Here is a 25,663-nt window from a genome sequence, read left to right on the forward strand (position 1 = left end):
CACAAAGCGGTGCCCACTCTCTGGCGTGCTGCCGCCGAGAGTTTCAACATGGGGCGAAGCGCCTTGCGGCATGGAGTAGATTCCCGAGTTCGGGCGACTCGATCCCGGGGTGCGCTTGGTGCCACCGGACTGACTGTCGCTCCCACTAGTCGGGCGACTGTCACTCGACCTGCTACCTGGTCCGTCAATTGCTTGGTCGCCGTCTCGAAAATCGCCTGGTGGCTGCGGGAACACCGGGGTTGGCAAAGCCTTCAAATCGGACGCTGCCACTCGGTATGTCGATGCCAGGGTGCGCATTTGGGTTACTGCTTCTCGGTGGGCTGCGTCTACCTGGGCCTTGGCTTCCTGGTGGGCCTTGATGGGGTCCGTGCCGGCCGGGTTGCCGCCGGTGGGTGGGTTGGTGGCGGCTGAGATCACCGCTACCGGGCCCTGGTTGGCCGTGGCCAGGATTGTTGGGGACACCTGGGGCATGCGCATCTTGGCGACGAAGATTTGCTGGCCCACGTGGTTGATGTGGCTGCCGGCTGCCGAGACGTAGTCGCCCAGGCCTGTTGCGGCGGCGGTGACGCTGCCGGCCCACGCGCGGAAGCTTTCGGCTGCCGGGCCCTCCCAGGCGCCGCCGAGGGCCTGGATGCACTTGGTGAGGCCGTCGGTGGCCGCGTGGATGCGTTGAGCGGTCCCGTGCAGCCTGTCGGCGTAGACGCCCAGTGCCGAGGGGTTCGCCCCGGCGATCATCGCCTGTAATTGTTCGAGCGTGTATCCCTCGAAGTCGGTTCCGCCGCCCGTCCCCCCGGTCGGCGCGCCGTCCGCGTGCACCATCAGATTCCCCCCACGACGCCGAATTCGTGTAGTCGCGTCATTCCAGACCCACCGTGCCGCTCGACTTGGCCGTCGATCCCGTCGTCACCGGCCCCTGTCCACCCTGGCCGATCCGCGCCATGATCGCGGCCAGCTCCCGGCGCGTGTCGTCGTCCACGTCGGCCGTGTTCGCGCCGTTGACCTTGACCGACAACTTCATCGCCGTGATCTGGTCGTGCAGCGTGGCGATCAGCGCGCGCAATCGGGTGGCGGTCTCCTGGATCACGCCGCCGATCATCGGGGCCTCGGCGAACGAGACGCCCAGGTCTCCGGCGCCGATTCCGTGTTCCGCCGCGTTCGCCCCCGGATCCTCGCCGACCAGCTCGGCGAGTACTCCCTCCAACGCCCCCTGAAACTTCTCCAGCATCTCCAGGCTGATCTGAAAACCGGATCCCGCCATAGCCAACGTTTCCCCCGGGCTTGGTGACCTTCGGCCGCAACCCTCCCCGGCGGACGTCGGACACGCCTGCGCGTCGCGGCGCTGACCATTGATCCACGAATGGTCAGCAGATCGCAAGAGGAGGCTGACGTTCCGTTATAACTATTCGGATGGTGGCTTCGGCCTAACGACGCAAAACGGGACCCAATCACCTGGTGATCGGGTCCCGTTCGCGTCGAATGCCGTCAGTTGTCCGGCAGCCAGGCCGTCTGGATCAGCTCCACGCCTCGCCGCCGGGTGATCAACTGCCCACGTCCCGGCGGGAGTTGGGTCGGCTTGACGTTGGCCATCAGGGCGCCCTCGTCCCGGTTGCCGGACAGGATCAGGCCGGACGTGCCCAGGTCGAGGAGCTTTTGCAGCACGGGCTCGTACAGCGCGCGGCCCGCACCGCCGCTGCTGCGGGCGATGATCAGGTGCAGGCCCACGTCGCGGGCCAGCGGCAGGAACTCGGCGATGCTGCCCACCGGGTTGCCGCTGGAGGAGGCAACCAGGTCGTAGTCGTCGATCAGCAGGAACAGTTCCGGGCCGCTCCACCAGCTCCGGTTGCGCAGCTGTTCCTGCGTCACCTCCGGCCCGGGGAGCCGCCGTTCGATGCCGCCGCGGATCTCGCCCATGAACGACGTCAGCGCCGGCGCCGCCGCCGCGTACTCCAGCAGGTGCGATTCCGGGACCACGTCCAAGAGCGTGCGCCGGTAGTCGGACACGATGATCCGCGCCTCGGCCGGGGTGTACCGCTCGGCGATGCCCCGGGAGAGCAGCCGCAGGAAGTTGGTCTTGCCCGACTCGCTCTCGCCGAACAGCACGAAGTTCGTGTCGACGTTGAAGTCCAGGTACACCGGGCTGAGCGTCTGCTCGTCCACACCGATCGGGATCCCCCGACCGGACACCTGCGCCGGCGTCGGCAGTTGCTCGTACGGCAGCAACATCGGCAGCACCCGCACCGGAGGCGCCGGCGGGCCCGCCCACGCCGCCTTGATCGCGCCGACCATCGCCGCCATGCCCTCGCCCAGGTCCTCCGGCGTCGACGAGCCGTCGATCCGGGGCAGCGCGGCCAGGAAGTGCAGCTTGTCCGGGGACAGACCACGACCGGGCGCGCCGGAGGGCACGTTCGCCGCGAGCCGCCGGTCGACCTCGGACTCCATCGTCTCGCCGAGCCGCAGTTCCAGCCGGGTCTGGATCTGGTCCTTGAGCGCGGGCCGGATCTCCGGATGCCGGGACGCGGAGAGCACCACGTGCACGCCGAAGCCCAGACCGCGCGTGGCGATGTCGGTGACCTCGGCCTCCAGCGCGTCGAAGTCGTTGCGCAGGGTCAACCAGCCGTCGACGAACAGGAAGACGTCGCCCCACGCCTCGTCCGGCAGCGTGCCCGCGGCGCGGCGTCGGCGGAACGTGTCGATCGAGTCGATGTTGTTGACCCGGAACATCTCCTCGCGCCGGTCCAGGATGCCCTTGACCTCGCTGACGATCCGGCGCACCCGTTCGGCGTCGAGCCGGCCCGCCACCCCGCCCACGTGCGGCAGGTCGTTCAGCGCGACCATCCCGCCGCCGCCGAAGTCCAGCACGTAGAACTGCACTTCGGCCGGCGTGTGGGTGAGCGCGAACGAGGCGATCATCGTGCGCATCAGCGTGCTCTTGCCGCTGCGCGGGCCACCCACCACGAGCGCGTGGCCGGCCGCGCCGGACAGGTCCGCGTACATCACGTCGCGGCGCTGCTCGAACGGCTTGTCCACCAGGCCCAACGGCACCACGAGGCGGCCGTTCGCCCCCCATTCGGGCGAGCTCAGCCCACGCTCCGCGGTGACCCGCAGCGGCGGCAACATCCGGTCCACCGAGGTGGACTCGGCCAGCGGCGGCAACCACACCTGGTGCGCCGGCGGGCCCTGATTGACCATCCGCCGCACGATCACGTCGAGGACGGTGTCCGCGAGCGCGCTGTCGACGTCCGGCTCGGGCTCGGGCTCCGGCGGCAGGTCCGGCTGCCGGTTCCACGTGTTCGCGGCCGTCCACCGGCTGTCGAACACCACCGGCATCGGCGAGCCCGTGCGGTTGCGCCGGACCCGGTCCGAGGCGCGGTAGGTGCCGGACACGTACGCGGCCTTGAACTGCACCATCGACTCGGTGTCGAACTTCAGGTAGCCCGCGCCCGGCACCGACGGCAGGTGGTACGCGTCGGGTACGCCGATCGCCGCGCGCGACTCGGCGGCGGAGAAGGTGCGCAACCCGATCCGGTAGGACAGGTAGGTGTCCAACCCGCGCAGCCGGCCCTCCTCCAGGCGCTGCGACGCGAGCAGCAGGTGCACGCCGAGCGATCGGCCGATGCGGCCGATCTGGATGAACATGTCGATGAAGTCCGGCTTGGCGGTCAGCAGTTCGCTGAACTCGTCGATGATGATCACCAGCGAGGGCAGCGGCTCCAGAGCGGCGCCGGCCACCCGGGCCCGCTCGTAGTCGTGCATGTTGGCGTAGTTGCCCGCCGAACGCAGCAACTCCTGGCGCCGGTTCAGTTCACCGGTGATCGAGTCGCGCATGCGGTCGACCAGGGTCAGGTCGTCGGAGAGGTTGGTGATCACCGCCGCCACGTGCGGCATGTCCGACATCCCGGAGAAGGTCGCGCCACCCTTGAAGTCGGCGAGTACGAAGTTCAGGATCTCCGAGCTGTGCGTGGTCGCCAGACCGAGGACCAGGGTGCGCAGCAGCTCCGACTTGCCGGAACCGGTCGCGCCGACGCACAGGCCGTGCGGGCCCATGCCCTCCATCGCCGCTTCCTTGATGTCCAGCATGATCGGCTCGCCGTTCTGGCCGATCCCGATCGGCACCCGCAGCCGGTCGTTCGGCGGCCTGGGCCGCCAGGTCTGCGACACGTCCACCTGGGCCGCGTCCCCGATGCCCATCAGGTCGGTGAAGTCCAGGTTGGCCAGCAGCGGTTCGTCGTCGTCGTTCGCCGACAGCCGCAGCGGCGCGAGCTTGCGGGCCAGCGCCTCCGCGTCGCCCGCCGACAGGAAGTCGGGCAACCCCTCGTACGCGCCCGCCGTCGACTCCAGCGTCAGCCGGTCCTCCTCGGCGATGATCGCCAGCCCGCCGCGCAACTCGTCCAGCGGCCCGGGGACCACCTCGACGATGGTCACGCCCTGCAGCCCGTCCGCGCCCGCCAGCAGCGAGTTGGCCGGCACCCCGCCGCCGTCGAGCACGACCACCAGATGCGGCTGGTCCAGCACGGGCTGCGCACCGGGCGCGAACCGCGAACGCCCGGCCAACTCCTCGGCCAGCCACTCCTCGATCTCGCCGAGGTCGCCCGCGATCATCCGCACCGACCCCGCGCCGTCCGACTGGGACGGGTGCTGCACGTGCGGCAGCCACTTGAGCCAGTCCCAGCGCGGCAGCGAGTTCGTGTCGCACGCGACCACGATCCGCACGTCGTCGGGGGAGTGCAGCACCGCGAGTTGGCCCAGCATCGACCGGGTCAGCCCGTACACCCGCTCCGGCTCGCCCGAGACGGTCAGGTGGTAGAAGGAGCGCAGCGAGACCGCCATCGGCAGATCGTCCAGCGTCGCCTGGGTGCGCAGGAACCGCCGCATGGCGTCCGCGCACAACGGCTCCAACTCCTCCAGCGGCGCGGTGTCCGGCGCCACCAGCGGAGTGGACAACTGCTGCTGACCCACCCCGACCCGGACCTGCCCGAAGTCGGCGTCACCGGCCCGCCGCTCCCAGATCCGCCGCTCGCCCGCGGCCACCGACCACAACTGGCCCGGATCCGGATGCGTCCACAACTGCGCGTCGCGCTGCTTGCGGGCGGTCCGCCGGACCTCCTTGCGCTGCTGGGCGAGGTACTTGAGGTAGTCGCGCCGGGAGTCGAGCATCTGCACCCGGTTGCCGCCGCGCGACTTGAGGATGTTGGCGACCACCATGACCAGCGACGAGATCATCATCATGCCGCCCATGACCATCATCATCTTGGGCGCGCCCGGCATGAAGAAGAAGCCCGCCGACCCGAGCATGCCCATCATCGGGAGCACGCTCATGATCCAGTTCTGATCGGTCGGGCGCTCCAACTCGGGTGGCGATTGGAGGCGGATCTCCTCCGTGGGGACAGGAGAGGGCAGCACCCTGGGCGGGCGCTTGACGATGACCACGGTCAAGGTGAATCAGCCTCATCCGTCGCGAGGATCCCGGACACGGATCGAACCCGCCGCAAAGCACGGAAAAGGAGCAGGTGATGTGAGTCAACCCACCCCGTCAGGGTCGTCTCCATGACACACGGTGGGCCGATGGGCCGTTCGTGTGTGCGCCGCATACTACTGGCCGGTCCCTTCGGCGCCACCGTCGAGTGAAGCGCGGCGTATAGAGTCGTCGTCCCGCGCCTTCGGGGCCGCGGGACACGGGGCGGCTACAAGCAGGGGGATCTGCACAGGTGAACTCCACGACCACGACGGTCACCACCGGGTTCGCCCGGATCACCGTCATCGCACCGGACTGTCGCGTCGACCTCGCGCTGCCGGAGGAGGTCCCGCTCGCGGAGCTGTACCCGGAGATCCTGCGGCTGTCCGGGCAGACCCAGCGCAACGGCACGGTGACCGGCTTCCAGCTCACCAGGCTCGACGGCGAGGCGCTGGACAGCGGGCTCACGCTGGCCGCGCAACACGTGCGCGACGGCGAACTGCTGCGCTTCACGGCCCTCGCGGACGCGCCGCCCCCGCCGGTGTACGACGACGTCGCCGACTCGGTGGCCACCTCCGTCACCGGCGACAACCGACTGTGGACGCCGGAGATGTTGCGGATCGCCGGCCTGTCCGGCGCGGCCGTCTTCTTCACCCTCGGCGCCGTCGCGCTCTGGCGCATGACCCCCCTGCCGCACGGGCTGCCCGCCGTCGTCGGCGGCTCGCTGGCCCTGGTGCTGACCGTGGTCGCCGGCGTGCGCGCCCGGGTGTACGGGGACCACTCCGGCGGCGCCGTGCTCGGCCTCGGCGCCCTGCCGAACGCGTTCCTGGCGGGCCTCGGCCTGATCGAACCGCCCGTACGCGAGGGCCCGGGCCGGGTGCAGTTCATGGTCGCCTGCGTCGCCGTGCTCGTGATCTCCACCCTGATCGCCGCCCTGCTGCCCGCCCGCGGCGCCGTCTACATCGCCGGCGCCGGCGCCGGCGCCCTGGGCACGCTCGCCACCTTCGGCCTGATCACCGTCGACGGCGCCCCGCGCGAGGCCGCCGCGGTCACCGGCACCGTCGCCCTCGCCATGATCGCCTTCCTGCCCTCCTGGGCGGCCCGCCTCGCCCGGCTGCCGATCGGCTTCCTGCCCTCCGACGCGCCGACCTCCCGCCAGAGCGACACCCTCGACCACGCCGACGTCGCCGCCCGCGCCCGCCGCGGCCACGAGGTGCTCAGCGGCCTGGCCGGCGCCTGCGCCGCCGCGCTCGTCGCCTCCTGCGTCGTGCTCGGCAGCGTCGACACCCTGTGGGCCCGGACCCTGACCGCCGTACTCGCCCTGGTCACCCTGTGCCGGGCCCGCCTGTTCCGGCACACCACCCAGGTCACCGTCCTGTACACGGCCGGCCTGCTCGGCCTGGCGATGCTGTTCGTCGGCCTGGCCCTGGACACCGGCATGGCGGACAAGGAGCGCCAGGGCTGGATCTTCGCGCTGGTCTGCGTGGTCGGCGCGCTGCTCGCGATCGTGGCGACCACCGTGCCCTCGCGTGGCCTGTCCCCCTTCTGGGGACGGCTGATGGACGTGCTCGAAGGCATGCTGATGGTGTCGGTCGTACCGCTGTGCCTGGCGGTGCTGGATCTGTACGACAAGCTGCGGAACATCACGGCCTGATGCGCTCCTGCTAGGGTTGTCCGTATCCCGGAGCCGCGTGCCCGGGATGCGTGCTGCCCACGGGCCGCGCGCCCGCACCATGTGAGCCCAGTCGCCGCCGTGAGTAAGACCGGTGGCGCTCACCACCTTGCAGAGGGAGAACACGTGTCGCTCGACACCGCAACGAAGAAGCAGATCATGGCCGACTACGCCACCAAGGAAGGCGACACCGGCTCTCCCGAGGTGCAGGTCGCGATCCTGAGCTACCGGATCAACGAGCTCACCGCGCACCTCAAGGAGCACAAGCACGACCACCACAGCCGCCGGGGCCTGCTGCTCCTGGTCGGCCAGCGTCGTCGCCTGCTCGGCTACCTGGCCAAGAAGGACATCGAGCGCTACCGCACGCTGACCGACCGCCTGAGCATCCGCCGCAGCGGCGTCGGCATCCGCTAGCAACACACGACGGGGGAGCGGCTTGCACAAGCCGCTCCTTCGCCGTATCCGGACGCGGTCTTTGTAGGCTGTGTTCCGCACGCGGGCATCCGCGGTGAGATAGAACAAGACAATCGACGTCGGTCGCGCCTCGCGCACACCCGACGACGAGGACGAACGACAGACACTGGGAGCGCCGCGTCGCGACCAAGGCGCCGACCTCCAGCGCCGGTCCTCGGTAGTGGCCCCCGGGTAACGCACCCGGGTGCTTCGATCGAAGACCGGCACGGTCGGCCCTTCAGGCGTCATGCGCCGCGGACCTCCCTCGAAACGAACGAGGAGGGCACCCGTGGAGGGTCCCGACATCAGCTTCGCCGAAGCAGTCATCGAGAACGGCACGTTCGGCAACCGCACCATCCGCTTCGAGACCGGCCGGCTCGCCAAGCAGGCCGCCGGCTCCGCCGTGGTCTACCTGGACGACGACACCATGGTGCTCTCGGCCACCACCGCCTCGAAGCGCCCCAAGGACCAGCTCGACTTCTTCCCCCTGACGGTGGACGTCGAGGAGCGCATGTACGCCGCGGGCAAGATCCCCGGCTCCTTCTTCCGCCGCGAGGGCCGCCCGTCCGAGGACGCCGTGCTCACCTGTCGGCTGATCGACCGTCCGCTGCGCCCGTCCTTCAAGAAGGGCCTGCGCAACGAGATCCAGATCGTCGAGACGATCATGGCGCTCAACCCGGACCACCTGTACGACGTGGTCGCGATCAACGCGGCCTCGATGTCCACCCAGCTCGCGGGCCTGCCGTTCTCCGGCCCGATCGGCGGCGTCCGGGTGGCGCTGATCGACGGCACCTGGGTCGGCTTCCCGACGCACACCGAGCTCGAGCGCGCCGTGTTCGACATGGTCGTCGCGGGCCGCGTGCTCGACGACGGCGACGTGGCGATCATGATGGTCGAGGCCGAGGCCACGACCGGCACGATCGAGCTGGTCAAGGGCGGCGCCGAGGCGCCGACCGAGGAGGTCGTCGCCGACGGCCTCGAGGCCGCCAAGAAGTTCATCAAGGCGCTGTGCGCCGCGCAGGTCGAGGTGGCCGACAAGGCCGCCAAGGAGACCGGCGAGTTCCCGGTCTACCTGGACTACCAGGACGACGTCTTCGAGGCGCTGGCCGCCGCGGTGACCGACGAGCTGTCGGCCGCGCTGACCATCGCCGGCAAGCAGGCCCGCGAGGCCGAGCTCGACCGGGTCAAGGACCTGGCCGCGGAGAAGCTGCTCCCGGCGTTCGAGGGTCGCGAGAAGGAGATCGGCGGCGCGTTCCGCTCGCTGACCAAGAAGCTCGTCCGGCAGCGCGTGCTGCGCGACAAGGTGCGCATCGACGGTCGCGGGCTGACCGACATCCGCACCCTGTCGGCCGAGGTCGAGGTCATCCCGCGCGTGCACGGCTCGGCCCTGTTCGAGCGCGGCGAGACCCAGATCCTGGGCATCACCACGCTGAACATGCTGCGCATGGAGCAGATGCTCGACACGCTCTCGCCCGAGACGCGCAAGCGCTACATGCACAACTACAACTTCCCGCCGTACTCGGTCGGCGAGACCGGCCGCGTGGGCTCGCCCAAGCGCCGCGAGATCGGCCACGGCGCGCTCGCCGAGCGCGCCCTCCTGCCGGTCCTGCCCGCGCGCGAGGACTTCCCGTACGCGATCCGCCAGGTGTCCGAGGCGCTCGGCTCCAACGGCTCGACCTCGATGGGCTCGGTCTGCGCGTCCACGATGTCGCTGCTCAACGCCGGTGTGCCGCTGCGGGCGCCGGTCGCGGGCATCGCGATGGGCCTGATCTCGGACGAGGTCGACGGCAAGACCGAGTACGTGTGCCTGACCGACATCCTCGGTGCCGAGGACGCGTACGGCGACATGGACTTCAAGGTCGCCGGCACCAAGGAGTTCGTCACCGCGCTCCAGCTCGACACCAAGCTCGACGGCATCCCCGCGTCGGTGCTGGCCGCGGCGCTCAAGCAGGCCAAGGACGCCCGTCTGCACATCCTCGACGTGATGATGGAGGCCATCGACACTCCGGACGAGATGTCGAAGTTCGCGCCGCGCATCATCACCGTCAAGATCCCGGTGGACAAGATCGGCGAGGTCATCGGCCCGAAGGGCAAGATGATCAACCAGATCCAGGACGACACCGGTGCGGAGATCACCATCGAGGACGATGGCACGATCTACATCGGTGCCTCGGACGGCACCTCGGCCGAGGCCGCGCGGGCGACGATCAACGCGATCGCCAACCCGACGATGCCCGAGGTCGGGGAGCGCTACCTGGGTACGGTTGTCAAGACCACCACGTTCGGCGCGTTCGTGTCGCTCATGCCCGGCAAGGACGGCCTGCTGCACATCTCGCAGCTGCGCAAGATCGCCGGTGGCAAGCGCGTCGAGAACGTCGACGACGTGATCAAGGTCGGCGAGAAGGTGCAGGTCGAGATCGCCGAGATCGACCAGCGCGGCAAGCTGTCGCTCGTCCCCGTCATCGAGGGCGAAGGCGACGCCGCCGAGGACACCGAGGACGCTGCCGCCAAGTGACGTCCTCCTCGTCGAAGAACCAGGCCGCCGCGTCCGCGCAGCGGCCTGGTTCCACGAAGACCCTGCTGCGTGACGCGGACGGTGTGGGCGCCGTCCGCCGCACGGTCCTGCCCGGCGGCCTGCGGGTGATCACCGAGAACATGCCGTCCGTGCGCTCCGCGACCTTCGGCATCTGGGTCGGGGTGGGCTCGCGCGACGAGACCCCCGCTCTGGCCGGCACCTCGCACTACCTCGAACACCTGCTGTTCAAGGGCACCGCGAAGCGCGACGCGCTGGAGATCTCCGCGGAACTGGACGCCGTCGGTGGTGAGATGAACGCGTTCACCACCAAGGAGTACACGTGCTACTACGCACGTGTGCTCGACACCGACCTCCCGCTCGCCATCGACGTGATCTGCGACATGGTGACCGGCTCGCTGATCGACCCCGAGGACGTGGACGCCGAACGCGGCGTGATCCTCGAGGAGATCGCGATGAACGAGGACGAGCCCGGCGACCTGGTGCACGAGCTCTTCTACGACGCGATGCTCGGCGACGCCCCGCTCGGGCGCCCCGTGCTGGGCACCGTCGAGTCGATCAACGCGCTCACCCGGACCCAGATCAACGGTTACTACCGGCGCCGGTACAAGGCGCCGAACATGGTGGTGACCGCGGCCGGCAACGTCGACCACGCCAAGGTGGTCCGGCTGGTCAAGAAGGCGTTCGCGCAGGTCAAGGTGGACGAGAACGCGGTGGCCGCAGCGCCGCGCGTCGGTGGTCGCGCGGCGCGCTCCGCCGGCAGCGTCCGGGTGCTCAACCGGCCGACCGAGCAGGCCCACCTGGTCCTGGGGATGTCGGGCCTGGCCCGCGACGACGACCGGCGGTTCGCGCTCAGTGTGCTCAACACCGCGCTCGGCGGCGGAATGAGCTCGCGCCTGTTCCAGGAGATCCGGGAGAAGCGCGGGCTGGCCTACTCGGTCTACTCGTTCCACTCCGGCTACGCCGACCTGGGCGTGTTCGGGATCTACGCCGGCTGCCAGCCCAAGAAGGCCCGCCAGGTGATCGAGATCTGCCGGACCGAACTGGAGCGGGTGGTGCGCGACGGGCTGCCCCGGGACGAGATCGATCGGGCGATCGGCCAATTGCGCGGCTCGACCGTGCTCGGCCTGGAGGACACCGGGTCGCGGATGAGCCGGATCGGCAAGAGCGAACTCGTCTACGGCGAACACCTGTCCGTCGACGAGGTGCTGGCCCGGATCGCCGCGGTGACCGCCGACGAGATCCACGACGTGGCGAAGGTCCTGTTCGCCGCGCGGCCCACACTGGCCGTGGTCGGACCGTTCGCCGACGACGCGGACTTCGTCGCCGCGTCGGCCTGAACGACGGCGAAACCGTGCCTGCCGGGTCGCGAGCGAGTCGGCGGGTACGGAAGTGGTGCGCCGCGATCGGCCCCGGTGCCGATCGCGGCGAAGAACTGTGCTGACGGGAGAGTGCGCGACATCATGACTGCGATCCGGGTGGGTGTGATCGGTGCGGCCGGCCGCATGGGCACCGAGGTGTGCCGTGCCGTCGAGGCGGCGGACGACCTCGAACTGGTGGCGCGCGTCGACGAGGGCGACGACCTCGCCGACCTCGCGAAGGCGGGTGCGCGGGTCGCTGTGGACTTCACCCATCCGGGTGTGGTCATGGGCAACCTGGAGTACTGCGCGGGCGCCGGGATCCACGCCGTCGTCGGCACCAGCGGGTTCACTCCCGACCGTCTGGCGCGGTTGCGCGAGTGGCTGGCCAAGAGCCCGGAAACCGGCATTCTGATCGCGCCGAACTTCGGCATCGGCGCGGTGCTGATGATGCGGTTCGCGGCCCAGGCGGCGCGCTTCTACGAGTCGGTCGAGATCGTCGAACTGCACCACCCGAACAAGGTCGACGCCCCCAGCGGCACCGCCCGCCGGACCGCCGAGCTGATCGCCGAGGCGCGACAGGGCGCCGGCCTGGGGGAGATGCCCGACGCGACGGTGGACGACCCGGACGGCGCGCGCGGCGGCAGGGTCGACGGTGTGCCGGTGCACGCGGTCCGACTGCGCGGCCTGGTCGCCCACCAGGAGGTGCTGCTCGGCGACGACGGGGAGATGTTGACCATCCGCCACGACTCGTTCCAGCGCACGTCCTTCATGCCGGGTGTGCTGCTCGGGGTGCGTCGTGTGGTTTCCACACCCGGCCTGACCGTGGGCCTGGAACACTTCCTCGATCTGGGCTGAGCATCGTGAGGCAACGTGTCACCGCGCTCGTGCTGATCGCGGTCCTGGTCTTCTACGTCTTCCTCGTCGGCAGTCGCGGCATGATCGCGATTCGCGACGGGCAGCCGGTCACCATCGTGCTCGGGCTGGCGATCCTGCTCGTGCCGGTGGTGGGCGCCTGGTACATCTGGCGCGAGGTGCGCTTCGGCTTCGCGATGCAGCGGCTGGCCCGCGAGCTGGAGGCCGAGGGCGGGCTGCCGGCCGACGAGCTGGCCCGCACTCCCGGTGGGCGGGTCGATCGGGACAGCGCCGACGAGGTGTTCGAGCGGCGCAAGGCCGAGGTGGAGGCCGCGCCCGACGACTGGCGGGGCTGGTATCGGCTGGCCGTGGCCTACGGCGACGCGCGCGACAACGCGCGCGGACGCCGGGCGATGCTGACCGCGATCCGCCTGCACGCGGGTCGGGCGCCCGCCACCTCCTAGGGTCTGGCGCCGGCCGGCCGGTCGAGCGCCGCGGGCTCGGCCATATGGGGCGGGACCGGCTGCGGAGCGGTGGGGTCGAGGGCGGTGAGCAGGCGGGCCGATACGGGCGCGGCCAGGATGCCCGCCACCGCGTCCACCAGGTCCTCCACGAACGCCGCGGGCGGCAACACGTCGTGCGCCTGCCCCTCGTGTACGCGCTGTTCGCGATCGGCCGTCGCGTGCACGGCCAGGCTGCCGCCCAGGCGCAGCCGGTTGCGCCGCACGGCGGTCGGCAGGTGGCCCAGCGCCAGGTCGATCAGGTGGGTGAACTCCGGCGAGCTGCCCTCCAGGCCCATCGCCGGCAGCGCGTAGGCGGAGGCGCCCGGGTGCTGGTGCACCCGGGCCAAAAAGCGCAGGTAGAAGCTGCCCCCGACGTCGATCTGCTCGGCCAGCGGGCGCACCATGGCCTCGGCCAGGGCCCGGGGGTCCCGGTCGAGGCCGGCCCTGACCAGTGCGCGGACGAGGTCCTCGCGGCGCCCGTTGACCGCCGCGAGCCGGAACCCGAAGATCGCCCGGATCAATTCCTCTTTGCTGCCGAAGTGGTACTGCGCGGCGGAATTGTTGCGCTGACTCGCCGCGACACTGATCCGGCGCAGCGAGACCGCGTCGATTCCGTGTACGGCGAACAGCCGCTCGGCGGTGAGCAGAAGGCGCTCGCGGGTCGGAGTTCGGCTCACGGCGCCCACGTTAAGTCGGCTGACTTACCCACTTCAATGGCACATCGGTGTGGTCTTCACCGTGCTCGCCGGCCGTTTCGCCCGCCGATTTCCCGCTCGTGTCACGGGGATTGCCGTCGGGCGGAAACGGATCGACCCCGGGTGGGGCGACGAACGCGGTCGGATCGTGTTCAGGGCATCGGGGAGACCGCCGTGTGCAGTCGCACCTGGCGGATCACCGCGCCGCCGGTCTCGTCCACCCACAGTTCGCGGGTGGCGCCGTCCGCGGCCCAGCCCGCGCCGGTCAGGAAGTCGTACAGCGGCTTGTCGTTCTCCAGGACCCAGGTCACCAGCGTGTCCACGCCGTCGGACACCGCGTCCGCGACGACCGCGGTCAGCAGCCGGGAGGCGTGCCCCTCGCGCTGTCGGGCCGGGTCGATCACCAGGATCGCCAACTCGCCCGCCCGGGCGGGGTCGAGATCCTCGTCCGAGCCGGGGACCAGGGCCGCGAAGCCGGCCGTGGTGGAGCCCGCGCAGGCCACGAGCACGCGGTGGCGCGGTGAGGGCGGCGCGACCGCGGCGTCCTCCCATTCGGCGGCCAACGCCTCGGGCGTGGCCGTCGCCAGCGCCGCGGCGGGCAGCACCCCGGTGTAGGCGTCGTGCCAGGCCCGGGCGTGTGCGGCGCCCAGGGCGGCGCCGTCTCCGGCGTGGGCCGGCCGTACGTAGGAATCGCTCATGTGGTGCCCCCATCGTCGAGTTCGGCCGATTCTCGCGTGCCCGACGGTTTCCTGTCCGCCGCTCGCCGAACGCACACACCCGTGGGCGACACGCGGCGCCGGCGGTGCCGCCCCCGCGCGCGGCGTGCGACGCTGTCGGCCAAGGATTGGTGGGCGCGGCAGCGGAGGATGGTCATGGGGGTCCGGGTCCGACGAATCGCCCCGGTGTGCGCGGTGGTCGCGGTGCTCGCGACCGGCTGCATGGTGGGTCCGACGATCGACGACGAGAAGCCGAAGCCGGCCGCGGCCGGCCCCACCGGCAATCCGCCGGACCTGCCCGACAAGAATCCGACCGACGGCTCGGCACCGGCCGCCCCGCCCCCCTCGGGCGCGGCGCCGCCGTCCGGCCGGACCGGACAGAAGCAGCAGTCGCACACCTACTCGAACGGGCTGACCGTCACCGCCCTCGCGCCGTCGGTGACCCGGACGGCGGGCGTGCCCGGCGAGCGGCGCGAGACGGTCGACGTGGCGATCCCGATCCGCTACGGCAACCGGACCGGATCGAACCTGTACGTCGACCTGTTCCAGGTGACCCTGTACGCGGGGCCGGACGCGCTGCCGTGCGCCCTCGCCAAGGTCGGCCCGCCGCGCAGCGGCCCGGATCAGGCCGCGCTGAACGCCGACACGGTGATCACCTACAACTTCGCGGTGCCGAGGGAGTTGATCGGGAGGCTGGAGGTCCAGGTGCAGCCGTACATGTCGCGGCTGGACCGGGCGACCTTCACCACATCCGCGGCGCTGCCGGCGGGCGCGCCGACGCGGCCCGCCGAGGGGCCGTCGACCCAGCCGAGCACGGTGGTGGTGCCGCGCTCCACGCCCACGGGCGCTGGGACGAGCGCGGCTCCGGGCGGTGGTTAGGCATGCCGGCCCGAAACCTGTCGCCGGCCTGCAACGCGTGCTCCCTGATGCACTTCCCGGGGCTTCGCACCAGGCATGACGACACGACCTTCGCGTGGGCCGGAAGCCGGTTGAGCCGTCCGAGTGGTCAAATCGGCACATAGGGTGACATCAGAAGTTTTTCGCCAGAATCCCTAATGTTTCGCCCGTGGTGGTCGATACTGAAAGAGATCAGGCGCTGCTCGAACCCCCGAGCGGGCAGCGCCTGGTCCCTTGTTTTGTTCGGCCCGGTTCCCCGGTTCCGTCCGGTGTCGTTCGGGCCGGCGGGGCGGGCCTCCGGGCGGTGGAGGTCTCATAGGGCGGGTGCTACCCGCAGGTCAGGTGCGGGCCCGGTACGGTTTGGGCCATGGCTCCGACGTCTACCCCCCAGACCCCCTTCGGCCGGGTCCTCACCGCGATGGTGACCCCCTTCACGGCCGACGGTGCGCTCGACCTCCCAGGCGCCCAGCGCCTGGCCGCCCACCTCGTCGACGCCGGCAACGACGGACTCGTCGTCAACGGCACCACCGGCGAGTCGCCCACCACGAGCGACGCGGAGAAAGAGCAGCTGGTCAGGGCGGTTCTGGAGGCCGTGGGCGATCGCGCGTTCGTGGTCGCCGGCGTGGGTACCAACGACACTCGGCACTCGGTCGAGCTGGCCCGGCAGGCACAGGCCGCCGGCGCGCACGGGCTGCTCGCGGTCACCCCGTACTACAGCAAGCCCCCGCAGGAGGGCCTGTACCGGCACTTCACCACGGTCGCCGACGCGACCGGGCTGCCGGTGATGCTGTACGACATCCCCGGTCGCAGCGCCGTGCCGGTCGAGACCGAGACCCTGGTCCGACTCGCCGAGCACCCCCGGATCGTGGCGAACAAGGACGCCAAGGGTGATCTCGCCTCGGCGAGTTGGGTGCTGGCGCGCACCGACATGGTGTACTACAGCGGTGAGGACATGCTGAACCTGCCGCTCCTGTCCATCGGCGCGGTCGGCGTGGTGAGCGTGGTCGGACACCTCGTTTCGGCGGAGCTCCGCGCGATGATCGACGCCTTCACGGCCGGCGACGTCGCCAAGGCGCGCGAGATTCACCAGCGTCTTCTTCCGGTGTACACCGGCATTTTTCGTACCCAGGGCGTGATCCTCACCAAGGCCGCACTGGGATTGCAGGGCCTGCCCGCCGGGCCGCTGCGGCTGCCGCTGATCGAGGCCGACGAGGCACAGATCGCGCAGCTGAGGCAGGATCTTTCGGCGGGTGGGGTAGAGCTGTAAACAGGAATATCTGTAAGTAGTGCCCCGGGCGGGTACCACACCCGCTCGGGCCGAACACGAGCTTTTGCGCGTTCCCGTCCGGCCGAGTATCGATCGGCCGGACGGCGGCACGTGGCGAGGAGAGAACTTGAGCCATCCCCACCCCGAATTCGGCCCGCCGCCGGTGCTGCCCAAGGGCGGCCTTCGGGTCACCCCGTTGGGCGGCCTCGGCGAGATCGGCCGAAACATGACCGTCTTCGAGTTCGACGGCCGGCTGCTGATCGTCGACTGCGGGGTGCTGTTCCCCGAGGAGGAGCAGCCCGGAGTCGACCTCATCCTGCCGGACTTCAGCTCGATCCGGGATCGCCTCGACGACATCGAGGCGGTCATTCTGACCCACGGGCACGAGGACCACATCGGCGCGGTCCCGTACCTGCTGCGGGAGAAGGCCGACATCCCGCTGATCGGGTCGAAGCTGACCCTCGCGTTCATCGAGGCGAAGCTCACCGAGCACCGCATCCGGCCGTACACCCTCGAGGTCAAGGAAGGCGACATCGAGCGGCTGGGGCCGTTCGAGTGCGAGTTCATCTCGGTGAACCACTCGATCCCGGACGCGCTCGCGCTGGCGATTCGCACCGAGGCCGGCACCGTCGTGCACACCGGCGACTTCAAGATGGACCAGCTGCCGCTGGACAACCGGCTGACCGACCTGCCGGCGTTCGCCCGGCTGGGCACCGAGGGCATCGATCTACTGCTCGTGGACTCCACGAACGCCGAGGTCCCGGGCTTCATCCCGGCCGAGCGGGACATCGCGGGCGTGCTGGACCGGGTCTTCGCCGACGCCGACCAGCGGATCATCGTGGCCAGCTTCGCGAGCCACGTGCACCGCATCCAGCAGGTGCTCGACACCGCGTACGCCTACGAACGCAAGGTCGCCTTCGTCGGCCGCTCGATGGTGCGGAACATGAAGATCGCCGGGGAACTCGGCTATCTGAAGATCCCCGCCGGTCTGGTCGTGGACGTCAAGACGCTCGACGACCTGCCGCCGGACGAGGTGGTCCTCGTCTGTACCGGCTCGCAGGGCGAGCCGATGGCGGCGCTGTCGCGGATGGCCAACCGTTCGCACCAGCAGATCCGGATCGTCGAGGGCGACACCGTGGTGCTCGCGTCCTCGCTGATCCCGGGCAACGAGACCTCGGTCTACCGGGTGATCAACGGGCTGACCCGGTGGGGCGCCAAGGTCGTGCACAAGGGCAACGCCAAGGTGCACGTCTCGGGCCACGCCTCGGCCGGTGAACTGCTGTACTTCTTCAACCTCACGCGCCCGCGCAACCTGATGCCCGTACACGGCGAATGGCGTCATCTACGCGCGGCCGCCGATCTGGGCGTCAAGACCGGGGTGCGCAAGGACCGGGTGGTCCTCGCCGAGGACGGGCTGACCGTCGACCTGGTGGACGGTGTCGCCAAGATCACCGGGAAGGTGCAGGCCGGGTACGTCTACGTGGACGGTTTGTCCGTGGGCGACGTGACCGAGTCCTCGCTCAAGGACCGTCGGATCCTGGGCGAGGAGGGCTTCGTGTCCGTGTTCCTCGCCGTGGACTCCAGTTCGGGCAAGGTGGTCGGCGGGCCGACCATCACGGCGCGGGGATCGGGTATCGACGACGCCCGGTTCGACGCGGTGGTCCCGAAGATCGAGGAGATGCTGCAGAAGGCGGCCGCCGACGGGGTGGCGGAGCCGTATCAGTTGCAGCAGCAGGTGCGGCGGATCGTGGGCAAGTGGGTGTCGGACACCTATCGGCGCCGGCCGATGATTCTGCCGGTTGTGGTGGAGGTCTGAGACCTCGTCGACCGTTTTGCGCGGGGCCCGCTACGAAATCTTCGTAGCGGGCCCCGTGTGGTTTGGGGGTGGGGTGGTGGGTTGGGTCGGTGGGCGTGGTTCGGGGCGGGGGGTCGGCGGTTGTGGTTGGCGGTGGCGGCGGGTTGTCGACCGGATGTGCGAGGCGGTGGGTGGGGGCGGCTGTGCTTGTGGTGCCGGGAGGGGGGCGGCGGCTGTGAAGCTGGGGTGCGATGGGGGATTTGTGGCCTTTTTGTGGTGTGAAGGTCGGCTTCTCTTACTTATGCGAGGTCTTGACTGCCGGCTCATAACGTCGGTCGTGTTCGGAGGGCACCCGCTCTCCGGGCGCTGGACAGGTCGACACGATCGACAGGAACGGCAGTCAGGAGCACACATGTATGCGGTACAGCGGAACCGGCGTTGCGGCGACGGTCCACGACGGGGCGCTCCGCCGCCCGCGCCGTCGGGCGCGCCGATTTCGGTTCCCGGGCGGCGGGTGGCCGGCGGGTTCGGGCGGACGCGGCGTGGGCGGGTCGCGGCGCTCGCGCTCGGCTCGTGTGCGGCGCTGGGTCTGGGCGCGGGGATGACGGGCCCCATCTCGCCGGCGGCGGCCGCCCCGCGCTGCGACCACGTGGCGAAGGACAACCGGCCGGAGCTGCGTGAGGGGGATCGGGACGACGCGGTCGCCCAGGTGCAGTGCCTGATCGACACGAGGTCCGGAGCCCCCGGCGAGTTGCCGGAGACCGGGGTGTTCGACGCGGCCACCGCGGACGGGGTCCGGTGGGTGCAGAAGTGCAACGGCCTCGATCCGTCGGGGGTCACGAACGAGGCCACCTGGAAGGTGCTCTATCGCGCGAAGAAGGGGTGCGGGCGGCAGGCGGAGCACACCGGCACCGAGTAGCGGGTGTGGGCCGGGCGGGAGGCGGAAGGGGCGTCGGCGGGTCGGCCGGGCTCGGGTCGTGGGGGCGGCCCGGCCGAAGTCGTACACAGGTCGGGTGTGATGGTCACACCCATCCCGGGGGCTGTGGACGACGGACGGCGCGCGTGGAGGGGGCGCGCGCACACTGGCCCGCATGACGCCGACCGATCTTTCCGCACTGCTGTCCCGGCCCTTCACCCTCGCCGTCGCCGCCCGCCACGGGGTCGGCCGGTCGGTCGTTCGACGCCTGGTGCGCGACGGCGACGTGCGTCGGGTCATACACGGGGTCTACGTCGGCGCGCACGTTGACGACACGCCGGAGGTGCGGGCCCGGGCCGCGGTCATGGTTCTGCCCCGCGGGGCCGTGGTCTGTGGGCGCACCGCGGCGAGGTTGCACGGCGTGCGCGTTCCGGCGCTGCCCCGAACGCAGGCACGGCGCGCGGCACCGATCGAGGTGGTCGTGCCGGTGGGGGCGGCTCTGCCCCGCCGGCACGGCTGCCGAGCGCGGATCATGGCGCTCGGGCCGGGGGAGACGGTGTGGCGGGCCGGGATTCCGGTCACCTCGCCCGCCCGGACCGCGGCGGACCTGATCCGAACCTCGGATCGGGAGACCGGCGTGGTGGTGCTCGACGGGTTCCTGCGGGCCGGGCTGATCGCGCCCGACACGTTGGCGGCCCTGGTCGAGCGCTACGCCGGACACCCGGGGCGGCATCGGCTCGCCGAGGTGGTGCGGCTGGCCGACGGGCGCAGCGCGGGCGAGGACGAGACCCTATTGCGGCTGGCGCTGCTCGACGCCGGGTTGCCGGCGGCCGAGGTCGGCTGGGAGATCCGCTCGGCGTTCGGTCGGGTCCTGCGGCGCTTTGCGCTGGCCTGGCCGGGGGCGCGGGTCGGGGTGGAGCTGACCGACGACCGGCAGTGGGTCAGGGCGCGGCCTCGGAGCATCGCCGGGCAGCGCTGGCTCGTCTTGCACTGCCCGACACTCCAGGCGCGCGAGCGGCCGACGGCCACGGTCGCCCGGATCGGATCGGAGTTGCGGCTGCGGGAGCACCGCAACCGCGGCGACATCGCCGCGTGAGCGCCGGCATGCTGCGGCGATGAACGTGGACGAGGCAGGGTCGGTGGTCACCGATCGGCTGGAGTTGATTCCGGTCGAGGTCGGTCACGCCGAGGAGATGGCACGGGTCCTGGGCGATCCGGTACTGCACACCTTCATCGGTGGTGAGCCGGAGGACGTGGACGCGCTGCGGGCGCGCTACACGCGCTGGGCGAAGGGATCGCCGGATCCCGACGTGGTTTGGTTGAACCGGGTGATCCGGCTGCGCTCGCGGGGGTGTCTGGTCGGCACGGTCCAGGCCACGGTGGGGCCCGGTCCGGTCGCCGACGTGGCCTGGGTGGTGGGAAGCCCCTGGCAGGGCCGGGGCATCGCCAAGGAGGCGGCCGTCGCCTGGGTGGCCTGGCTCCGGGCCCAAGGCATCGAAGAAATCCGCGCCCACATCCACCCGGCCAACACAGCCTCCGCCGCAGTCGCCGAAGCAGCATCCCTGACCCCCACCGAAACATGGCAGGAAAACGAACAACGCTGGTCCACAACGAGCCCCACCCCAACACCCAAGTAACCCCAAGGGGCCCGCCCCACCCACCCCGGTGCGCACCCCGCGCACGCGCCCACCGAGGTTTGCGCTTCCGGTTGCGGCTACGGGCGTCGGCGCGAGCTCGTCCGAGCAGGTGACGGTCCGCACCGGCGTTCGGCGCTCCAAGACTTGAGCCTTCCGACGAGACGCGCGCATCGCTCGGCGATAACCGGCCGGCAGCGGGGGCGGAAGGGTCGGACGCTTCCGGCGCGCGCTGCGCCTTTGACTGCGGGTGGCCGGCCGGTCCGGGGCTTGTCCGCGTCGGTGGTAGGCCGCCGCCGACGTTCGGGGCTCCAAGAGTCCGGCTTTCGACGAGACGGGTGCGTTGCTCGCCGAAAACCGGCCTGCGGTGGCGGGCAGGGAGGGCGCTCGGGTCGAGTCGCCCGGCGAGGCTCTCCGAGTGGGTCGGTCGTTCCAGGCGGCCGTTGCACTCTCGGCCGCGTGCCGTCAGGTGCGGGGTCCGTCCGCGTCGGTGGCGGCCGCCGCCGGCGTTAGGGGCTCCGGGACCTGGGGTTTCCGGCGAGGCGGGTGTGTTGGTCGGGGAAAAGCGGCCAACGGCGGCAGGCCGGGGAGGAAACTCAAGTCGTGTCCGCCGGGCTTGCGTTCCCGAGCGGGCCGGGTAGTCCTTGACGGGCATTTAGCCTTGGGCTGCGGGTGGCCGGTCCGAGTCGGTGATGGGCCGCCGACGGCATCCGGGGCTCCGAGGCTGCGGCTTCCGGTGAGACGCGCGTTGCCCGGGGGAAGCGGCCAACGGCGTCGGGCCGGGGTGGGGGCTCGGGTCGAGTCCTCTCGGGAGGCTTCGCGCGCGGGCCGGGTGTTTCCGGCGGGCGTTGGGGAGGTGTTGGGGTTCGAAACCGGATAGCGGTGGGTGGTTGTGGGCTTTGAGCTTCGGTGACCTGCGGTTTTGTGGTGACCAGGTGGAACGGCGGGTGTCGAGTGCCGGTTTCATGCGCTATGGCCCCGTCGATGCCGGTGAGAAGACCGAAACTGCCCGGTCGGGGTCGGCTTCGGGCGCTGCGGCCTCGTAGAGGCCCTTGAGGAGACGGAAAGTGCTCAGTCGCGGCCGAAACCGGATTCCGAGGCACCTGAAACAGCCCGCCGCTCGCGCTGACCTGCGGATTTCTCTCACGCCGGGGCAAGAGCGCCCCGCGCCATCCGAGTTCGTGACCACATGGCCCGCCCGCCGGAACCACCCGGCCCCCTCGCGAAGCCTCCCGAGAGGACTCGACCAACGCGCGCGTCTCACCGGAAGCCGCAGCCTCGGAGCCCCGGACGCCGTCGGCAGCCCATCACCGACTCGGACCGGCCCCGGGTCGGCCACCCGCAGCCCAAGGCTCAATGCCCGTCGAGGACTACGGGAACACAGGCCCGGCGGACACGACTTGAGCCTCCTCCCCGGCCTGCCGCCGTTGGCCGCTTTTCCCCGACCAACACACCCGCCTCGCCGAAAGCTCGGAGTCTCGGATCCCGCACGCCGGCGGCAGTCGACCACTGACTCGGACCGGCCACCCGCCGTTCAAGGCTCAATGCCCGTCGAGGACTACCCGGCCCGCTCGGGAACGCAGGCCCGGCGGACTCGACCCGAGCCCCCTCCCCGGCCTGCCGCCGTTGGCCGCTTTTCCCCGACCAGCACGCCCATCTCGCCGAAAGCCCCAGGGCCCGGAGCCCACGCCGGTGGCGGCCCACGTTCGACTCGGACTAATCCCGCACCAGCCGACTCGCAGCCCAAGGCTCAATGCCCGTCGAGGACTACCCGGCCCGCTCGGGAACGCAAGCTCGGCGGACTCGACTCGAGCCTCCTCCCCGGCCTGCCGCTGTTGGGGCTTTTCCCTGGGCAACGCTTCCTTCTCGCCGAGGGTCCCAGGGCTTGGGGCCCCGACGCCGGCGGTGGCTCGCCTTTGACTTGGGGCGGTTCCGGGGGGCTGACCGTGGGCGCTGGGTGGTGATGGTGGGGTCGTGGGCGGGGGTGCCCGGTGGGTGATCGATGTGATGTTGCGGCTGCTGTACCCGGTTGGGCCGTTCGGTGCTTTGGCTGTGGGTGGGGCTAGGTTGATGGTGGGTCGGGGTCAGTTGTCGCCGGAGACTCGTAGGACCAGGATGGCCATGTCGTCTCGGGCCTGTTCTTCGGCGAATTGTTCGACCGCGCGGTGGATTCGGGCCGCTACCGCGCCGGCGGTCAGGCCCGTGCAGCCGGACAGGACCTCGGCCAGGCCGTCGTCGCCGAGCATGCGGGTGCCCTCGCGGCGTTCGGTGACGCCGTCGGTGACGCAGACCAGGACGTCGCCCGGGTCCAGGTCCACCGTCTCCAGGACCAGGTCGACCTCGTCCATGACGCCGAGCAGCGGCTGCGGGGTGGCCACCGCGTCGACCGTGCCGTCGGGGCGCAGGCGCAGCGGGAGCGGATGGCCCGCGGAGACCAGGCTGAGGCGTACGCCGCCGCCGTCGCGGTGGGTCAAGTGGCCGTGCAGGAGGGTCAGGAACCGGCTGCGCGGGCCCTCGTCCAGGATCGCGGTGTTCAGCCGTTGCAGGACGGCGGGCACCGACAAGCCCTCGCGGGTCAGCAACCGCAGCGCCTGGCGGGCCAGTCCGGTGACCGCGGCGGCCTCCGGGCCGGTGCCGCACACGTCGCCGATGGCGAAGCCCCACTTGTCCTCGCCGATGGTGAACAGGTCGTAGAAGTCGCCGCCGACCTCGTTGCCCTCGCCGGAGGCCTGGTAGACGACCTCGACGTCCACCCCCGGCACCTTGGGCAGCTCCGGCGGCAGCAGGCTGCGCTGGAGGGCCTGGCTGGTCGCGTTGCGCTCCGAGTACAGCCGGGCGTTGTCCATCGCCAGCGCGGCGCGGCGGGACAGGTCCTCGGCGAGTTCCAGGGTGTCCCGGCGGAACCGGTCGCCGGCCAGGATGCCGAAGGTCAGCATGCCGATGCCGCGCCCCCGGGCGACCAGCGGCAGCGTGACCGCCTCGCCGGTGACCAGGTCGCTGTGCTCGCGCACCACCTCGGGGTCCAGGGACCGCAGGCCCAGCCAGCGCCGGGCACCGGGCGTGGGCTGCGCGCGCGGCGCCTCGGCACGGTCGAGCAGTGCGCGCAGGTCGTCGATCCGCATCTCGTCGGCGTGCCACACCACGCTCAGCACCGGTGCGTGCGACTCGCCGGTGTGCACCGCGCACCAGGTGCCCAGTCGCGGCACCACGATCTGGGCGATCATGGCCAGCGTCATCTCCGGGTCGAGGGTGCCGGCCAGCAGGTCGGACGCTTCGGCGAGGAAGGACAGCGAGCCGCGCCGGACCCGCTCCAACTCGGACAGGCGCGCGCTCTCCACGGTCAGCGAGACCCGGTCGGCGGCGCGCTGGAGCCGGGCCGCGTCGTCGTTGTCGAAGCGGGCCGCCGACTCCGAGGCGACGCCGAGTGTGCCGGTGAGCCGGCCCTCGACCTTGAGCGGCACGGTCACCGCCGAGCGCATCCGGGTCTCCTGGAGGATCGGCACCGCGTCGGGCCCGGCCACCAGGTCCTCGTGCACGGCGGGCATCCGGGCCGAGCCGTAGCGGCCCACCGAGGTCTCCACCGGCACGCGCGACAGCCGGTGCACGGCGCCCGCCAGGCCGGTGGTCGCGCGCACCTCCATCTCGCTCTCGTCGTCGGTGGCCAGCAGCACGAACGCGGCGTCGGCGTCGAGCAGGTCGCGCGCACGTTCGACCGCGCGCTGGAGCAGGTCCTCCAGGCCCAGCCGGCTCAGCCCGTCGATCCCGTCCCATTCGCTGTCCACCGGGATCGCCGCCCCGGCGCGACCGCGCGAGGCGTCCCGGTTCTCCAGCAGCGCGCGGGCCTGCGCGGGCACCAGGAGCGCGACCAGCGCGGGGTCGCCGTCGGCGTCGCGCAGCCGCACGTGCGACGCGAAGACGCGCGTGGCCACCCCGTCGGCGGCGCGCACGTCGTAGCCGCCCTGCCAACGGGACAGCTCCAGCATCTCGTCCAGGGTCAGCTCGGTGCCCGGCGTCTGCGGCCAGGCGATCAGGTCGCCCAGCGCCATGCCGATCGCCTCGGTGTCACCGAGGCCGAACAACCGGGCCGCCTCGGGGCTCCAGTGGGTCACCTTGCGCGAGGCGTCGGCGTGCACCACCGCCACGCGGACCGGCACCGCGGCGTCGGGCAGCGCGTTGGCGGGCAGCAGCGGCCCGGCCGAACTGGTCGCCGAGACCGGGTCGGGCAGTTCGAGCCGGAACCACACCCGCTTGACGTTCTTGGCGTATTCGACCCCCCACGCCGAGGCCAGCGACGCGGACAGGAACAGCCCGCGGCCGCTCTCGTCGCCGTCGTCGAAGCCGGTCGCCGGCTCCGGCAGCTCCCGGCTGGGGTAGTGGTCGGTGACCTCGATCTGCACGCCGCCGTCGTAGCGCACGCACGAGACCTCGGCCGAGGTGCCCGCGTGCACGATCGCGTTCGTGACCAACTCGCTGGTCAGCAGTACGGCGTCGTCGACCACGTCACCGGCGTCCCAATCGGTGAGCGTTTTGCGGACGAACGAGCGTGCGGCCGCCACGGACCTGCCCTCGGGTGCGAAGGCAGCGCTCATCCGGGCAGTGATGAGCATGCTCGTTCCCTGATCCATACACTCCCGCATCTGCGACGAACGGCGGCTGCGGTGACGAATCCGGCTCCACAGTCCGGCAGATTCGCACCCTATCGGTTTCGGACGATCGGGCGGACCCCTTCCAAACAGTGACGCATCGATCACGTTTTCGACAGATGTCCCGTCCGAGCGTGCCTTTCGAGCCCGCACTTCGCGGATGACAAGCACCATCCTCCCGGACCGCCTCTGCTCTCAACCCTGTGAGTGAAAGACTGTGGCAGGCAAGCGGCCGGAGGCACGAACGGTCGCGGCGAATCTGGTCCGGCGGAGG

Annotated in this window: 17 protein-coding genes; 12 read left to right on the forward strand and 5 right to left on the reverse strand. The window is 71.0% G+C overall.

Annotated features, from left to right (window positions below; all coding sequences use genetic code 11):
• Positions 1-856 precede the first annotated feature (856 nt).
• Positions 857-1,258: a hypothetical protein gene (locus tag B4N89_RS21435; protein WP_078977454.1), complete on the reverse strand. Its 402-nt coding sequence runs from the start codon at positions 1,256-1,258 to the stop codon at positions 857-859.
• A 224-nt stretch (positions 1,259-1,482) separates the two neighbouring features.
• Positions 1,483-5,433, reverse strand: coding sequence for a type VII secretion protein EccCa (gene eccCa / locus B4N89_RS21440; RefSeq protein ID WP_078977455.1), 3,951 nt, complete (start codon positions 5,431-5,433; stop codon positions 1,483-1,485).
• 272 nt (positions 5,434-5,705) lie between these two features.
• On the opposite strand from eccCa, the gene eccD reads away from it, so the two are divergent.
• The 6 genes from eccD to B4N89_RS21470 all read left to right on the forward strand — a co-directional run bounded on the left by eccD (position 5,706) and on the right by B4N89_RS21470 (position 12,787).
• Positions 5,706-7,106 (forward strand): type VII secretion integral membrane protein EccD, encoded by a 1,401-nt coding sequence (eccD, locus tag B4N89_RS21445; protein WP_078977456.1) that lies wholly within the window; start codon positions 5,706-5,708, stop codon positions 7,104-7,106.
• A 144-nt stretch (positions 7,107-7,250) separates the two neighbouring features.
• Positions 7,251-7,538 (forward strand): 30S ribosomal protein S15, encoded by a 288-nt coding sequence (rpsO, locus tag B4N89_RS21450; protein ID WP_020553079.1) that lies wholly within the window; start codon positions 7,251-7,253, stop codon positions 7,536-7,538.
• Between the two features lie 328 nt (positions 7,539-7,866).
• Positions 7,867-10,092 (forward strand): polyribonucleotide nucleotidyltransferase, encoded by a 2,226-nt coding sequence (locus B4N89_RS21455; protein WP_078977457.1) that lies wholly within the window; start codon positions 7,867-7,869, stop codon positions 10,090-10,092.
• Positions 10,089-11,450, forward strand: a complete 1,362-nt coding sequence (locus B4N89_RS21460; RefSeq protein ID WP_078977458.1) for a M16 family metallopeptidase — start codon at positions 10,089-10,091, stop codon at positions 11,448-11,450. The genes B4N89_RS21455 and B4N89_RS21460 overlap by 4 nt, the downstream gene beginning before the upstream one ends.
• Positions 11,451-11,573: 123 nt before the next feature.
• Complete coding sequence (gene dapB / locus B4N89_RS21465; RefSeq protein ID WP_078979514.1) at positions 11,574-12,326, forward strand: 4-hydroxy-tetrahydrodipicolinate reductase; 753 nt, start codon at positions 11,574-11,576, stop codon at positions 12,324-12,326.
• A gap of 5 nt (positions 12,327-12,331) precedes the next feature.
• Positions 12,332-12,787, forward strand: coding sequence for a hypothetical protein (locus B4N89_RS21470; RefSeq protein WP_078977459.1), 456 nt, complete (start codon positions 12,332-12,334; stop codon positions 12,785-12,787).
• On the opposite strand, the gene B4N89_RS21475 is transcribed toward B4N89_RS21470, so the two are convergent.
• Together B4N89_RS21475 and B4N89_RS49880 are read right to left on the reverse strand one after the other, a co-directional pair.
• Positions 12,784-13,503 (reverse strand): TetR/AcrR family transcriptional regulator, encoded by a 720-nt coding sequence (locus tag B4N89_RS21475; protein ID WP_161500776.1) that lies wholly within the window; start codon positions 13,501-13,503, stop codon positions 12,784-12,786. The two genes, B4N89_RS21470 and B4N89_RS21475, sit on opposite strands and share 4 nt — an antisense overlap.
• Before the next feature lie 170 nt (positions 13,504-13,673).
• Complete coding sequence (locus tag B4N89_RS49880; protein ID WP_078977461.1) at positions 13,674-14,219, reverse strand: GNAT family N-acetyltransferase; 546 nt, start codon at positions 14,217-14,219, stop codon at positions 13,674-13,676.
• A 174-nt stretch (positions 14,220-14,393) separates the two neighbouring features.
• On the opposite strand from B4N89_RS49880, the gene B4N89_RS49885 reads away from it, so the two are divergent.
• The 6 genes from B4N89_RS49885 to B4N89_RS21510 all read left to right on the forward strand — a co-directional run bounded on the left by B4N89_RS49885 (position 14,394) and on the right by B4N89_RS21510 (position 20,749).
• Positions 14,394-15,116, forward strand: coding sequence for a hypothetical protein (locus tag B4N89_RS49885; protein ID WP_161500777.1), 723 nt, complete (start codon positions 14,394-14,396; stop codon positions 15,114-15,116).
• A 385-nt stretch (positions 15,117-15,501) separates the two neighbouring features.
• Complete coding sequence (gene dapA / locus B4N89_RS21490) at positions 15,502-16,401, forward strand: 4-hydroxy-tetrahydrodipicolinate synthase (protein WP_078977463.1); 900 nt, start codon at positions 15,502-15,504, stop codon at positions 16,399-16,401.
• 127 nt (positions 16,402-16,528) lie between these two features.
• The gene (locus B4N89_RS21495) at positions 16,529-18,217 is read left to right on the forward strand and encodes a ribonuclease J (protein ID WP_078977464.1); all 1,689 of its coding nucleotides are present in this window, start codon (positions 16,529-16,531) and stop codon (positions 18,215-18,217) included.
• A gap of 580 nt (positions 18,218-18,797) precedes the next feature.
• A complete protein-coding gene (locus B4N89_RS49890) occupies positions 18,798-19,115 on the forward strand; it encodes a peptidoglycan-binding domain-containing protein (RefSeq protein ID WP_161500778.1) in 318 nt (105 codons plus the stop codon).
• Between the two features lie 172 nt (positions 19,116-19,287).
• The gene (locus tag B4N89_RS21505; RefSeq protein WP_078977466.1) at positions 19,288-20,208 is read left to right on the forward strand and encodes a type IV toxin-antitoxin system AbiEi family antitoxin domain-containing protein; all 921 of its coding nucleotides are present in this window, start codon (positions 19,288-19,290) and stop codon (positions 20,206-20,208) included.
• 19 nt (positions 20,209-20,227) lie between these two features.
• Positions 20,228-20,749, forward strand: a complete 522-nt coding sequence (locus B4N89_RS21510; protein WP_078977467.1) for a GNAT family N-acetyltransferase — start codon at positions 20,228-20,230, stop codon at positions 20,747-20,749.
• A 2,081-nt stretch (positions 20,750-22,830) separates the two neighbouring features.
• Here the strand turns inward: B4N89_RS21510 and B4N89_RS21515 are convergent.
• Positions 22,831-25,353: a SpoIIE family protein phosphatase gene (locus B4N89_RS21515; RefSeq protein ID WP_078977468.1), complete on the reverse strand. Its 2,523-nt coding sequence runs from the start codon at positions 25,351-25,353 to the stop codon at positions 22,831-22,833.
• Positions 25,354-25,663 lie beyond the last annotated feature (310 nt).

The organism is Embleya scabrispora (assembly GCF_002024165.1).
Taxonomy (GTDB): domain Bacteria; phylum Actinomycetota; class Actinomycetes; order Streptomycetales; family Streptomycetaceae; genus Embleya; species Embleya scabrispora_A.

What these genes read in the sequence shown, in the direction of transcription:
- B4N89_RS49890 (WP_161500778.1), top strand. Translation starts at nt 18,798, where the DNA reads ATGACGGGCCCCATCTCGCCGGCGGCGGCCGCCCCGCGCTGCGACCAC.
- B4N89_RS49885 (WP_161500777.1), top strand. Translation starts at nt 14,394, where the DNA reads ATGGGGGTCCGGGTCCGACGAATCGCCCCGGTGTGCGCGGTGGTCGCG.
- dapA (WP_078977463.1), top strand. Translation starts at nt 15,502, where the DNA reads ATGGCTCCGACGTCTACCCCCCAGACCCCCTTCGGCCGGGTCCTCACC.
- B4N89_RS21435 (WP_078977454.1), bottom strand. Translation starts at nt 1,258, where the DNA reads ATGGCGGGATCCGGTTTTCAGATCAGCCTGGAGATGCTGGAGAAGTTT.
- B4N89_RS21510 (WP_078977467.1), top strand. Translation starts at nt 20,228, where the DNA reads ATGAACGTGGACGAGGCAGGGTCGGTGGTCACCGATCGGCTGGAGTTG.
- B4N89_RS49880 (WP_078977461.1), bottom strand. Translation starts at nt 14,219, where the DNA reads ATGAGCGATTCCTACGTACGGCCGGCCCACGCCGGAGACGGCGCCGCC.
- B4N89_RS21505 (WP_078977466.1), top strand. Translation starts at nt 19,288, where the DNA reads ATGACGCCGACCGATCTTTCCGCACTGCTGTCCCGGCCCTTCACCCTC.
- dapB (WP_078979514.1), top strand. Translation starts at nt 11,574, where the DNA reads ATGACTGCGATCCGGGTGGGTGTGATCGGTGCGGCCGGCCGCATGGGC.
- B4N89_RS21515 (WP_078977468.1), bottom strand. Translation starts at nt 25,353, where the DNA reads ATGCTCATCACTGCCCGGATGAGCGCTGCCTTCGCACCCGAGGGCAGG.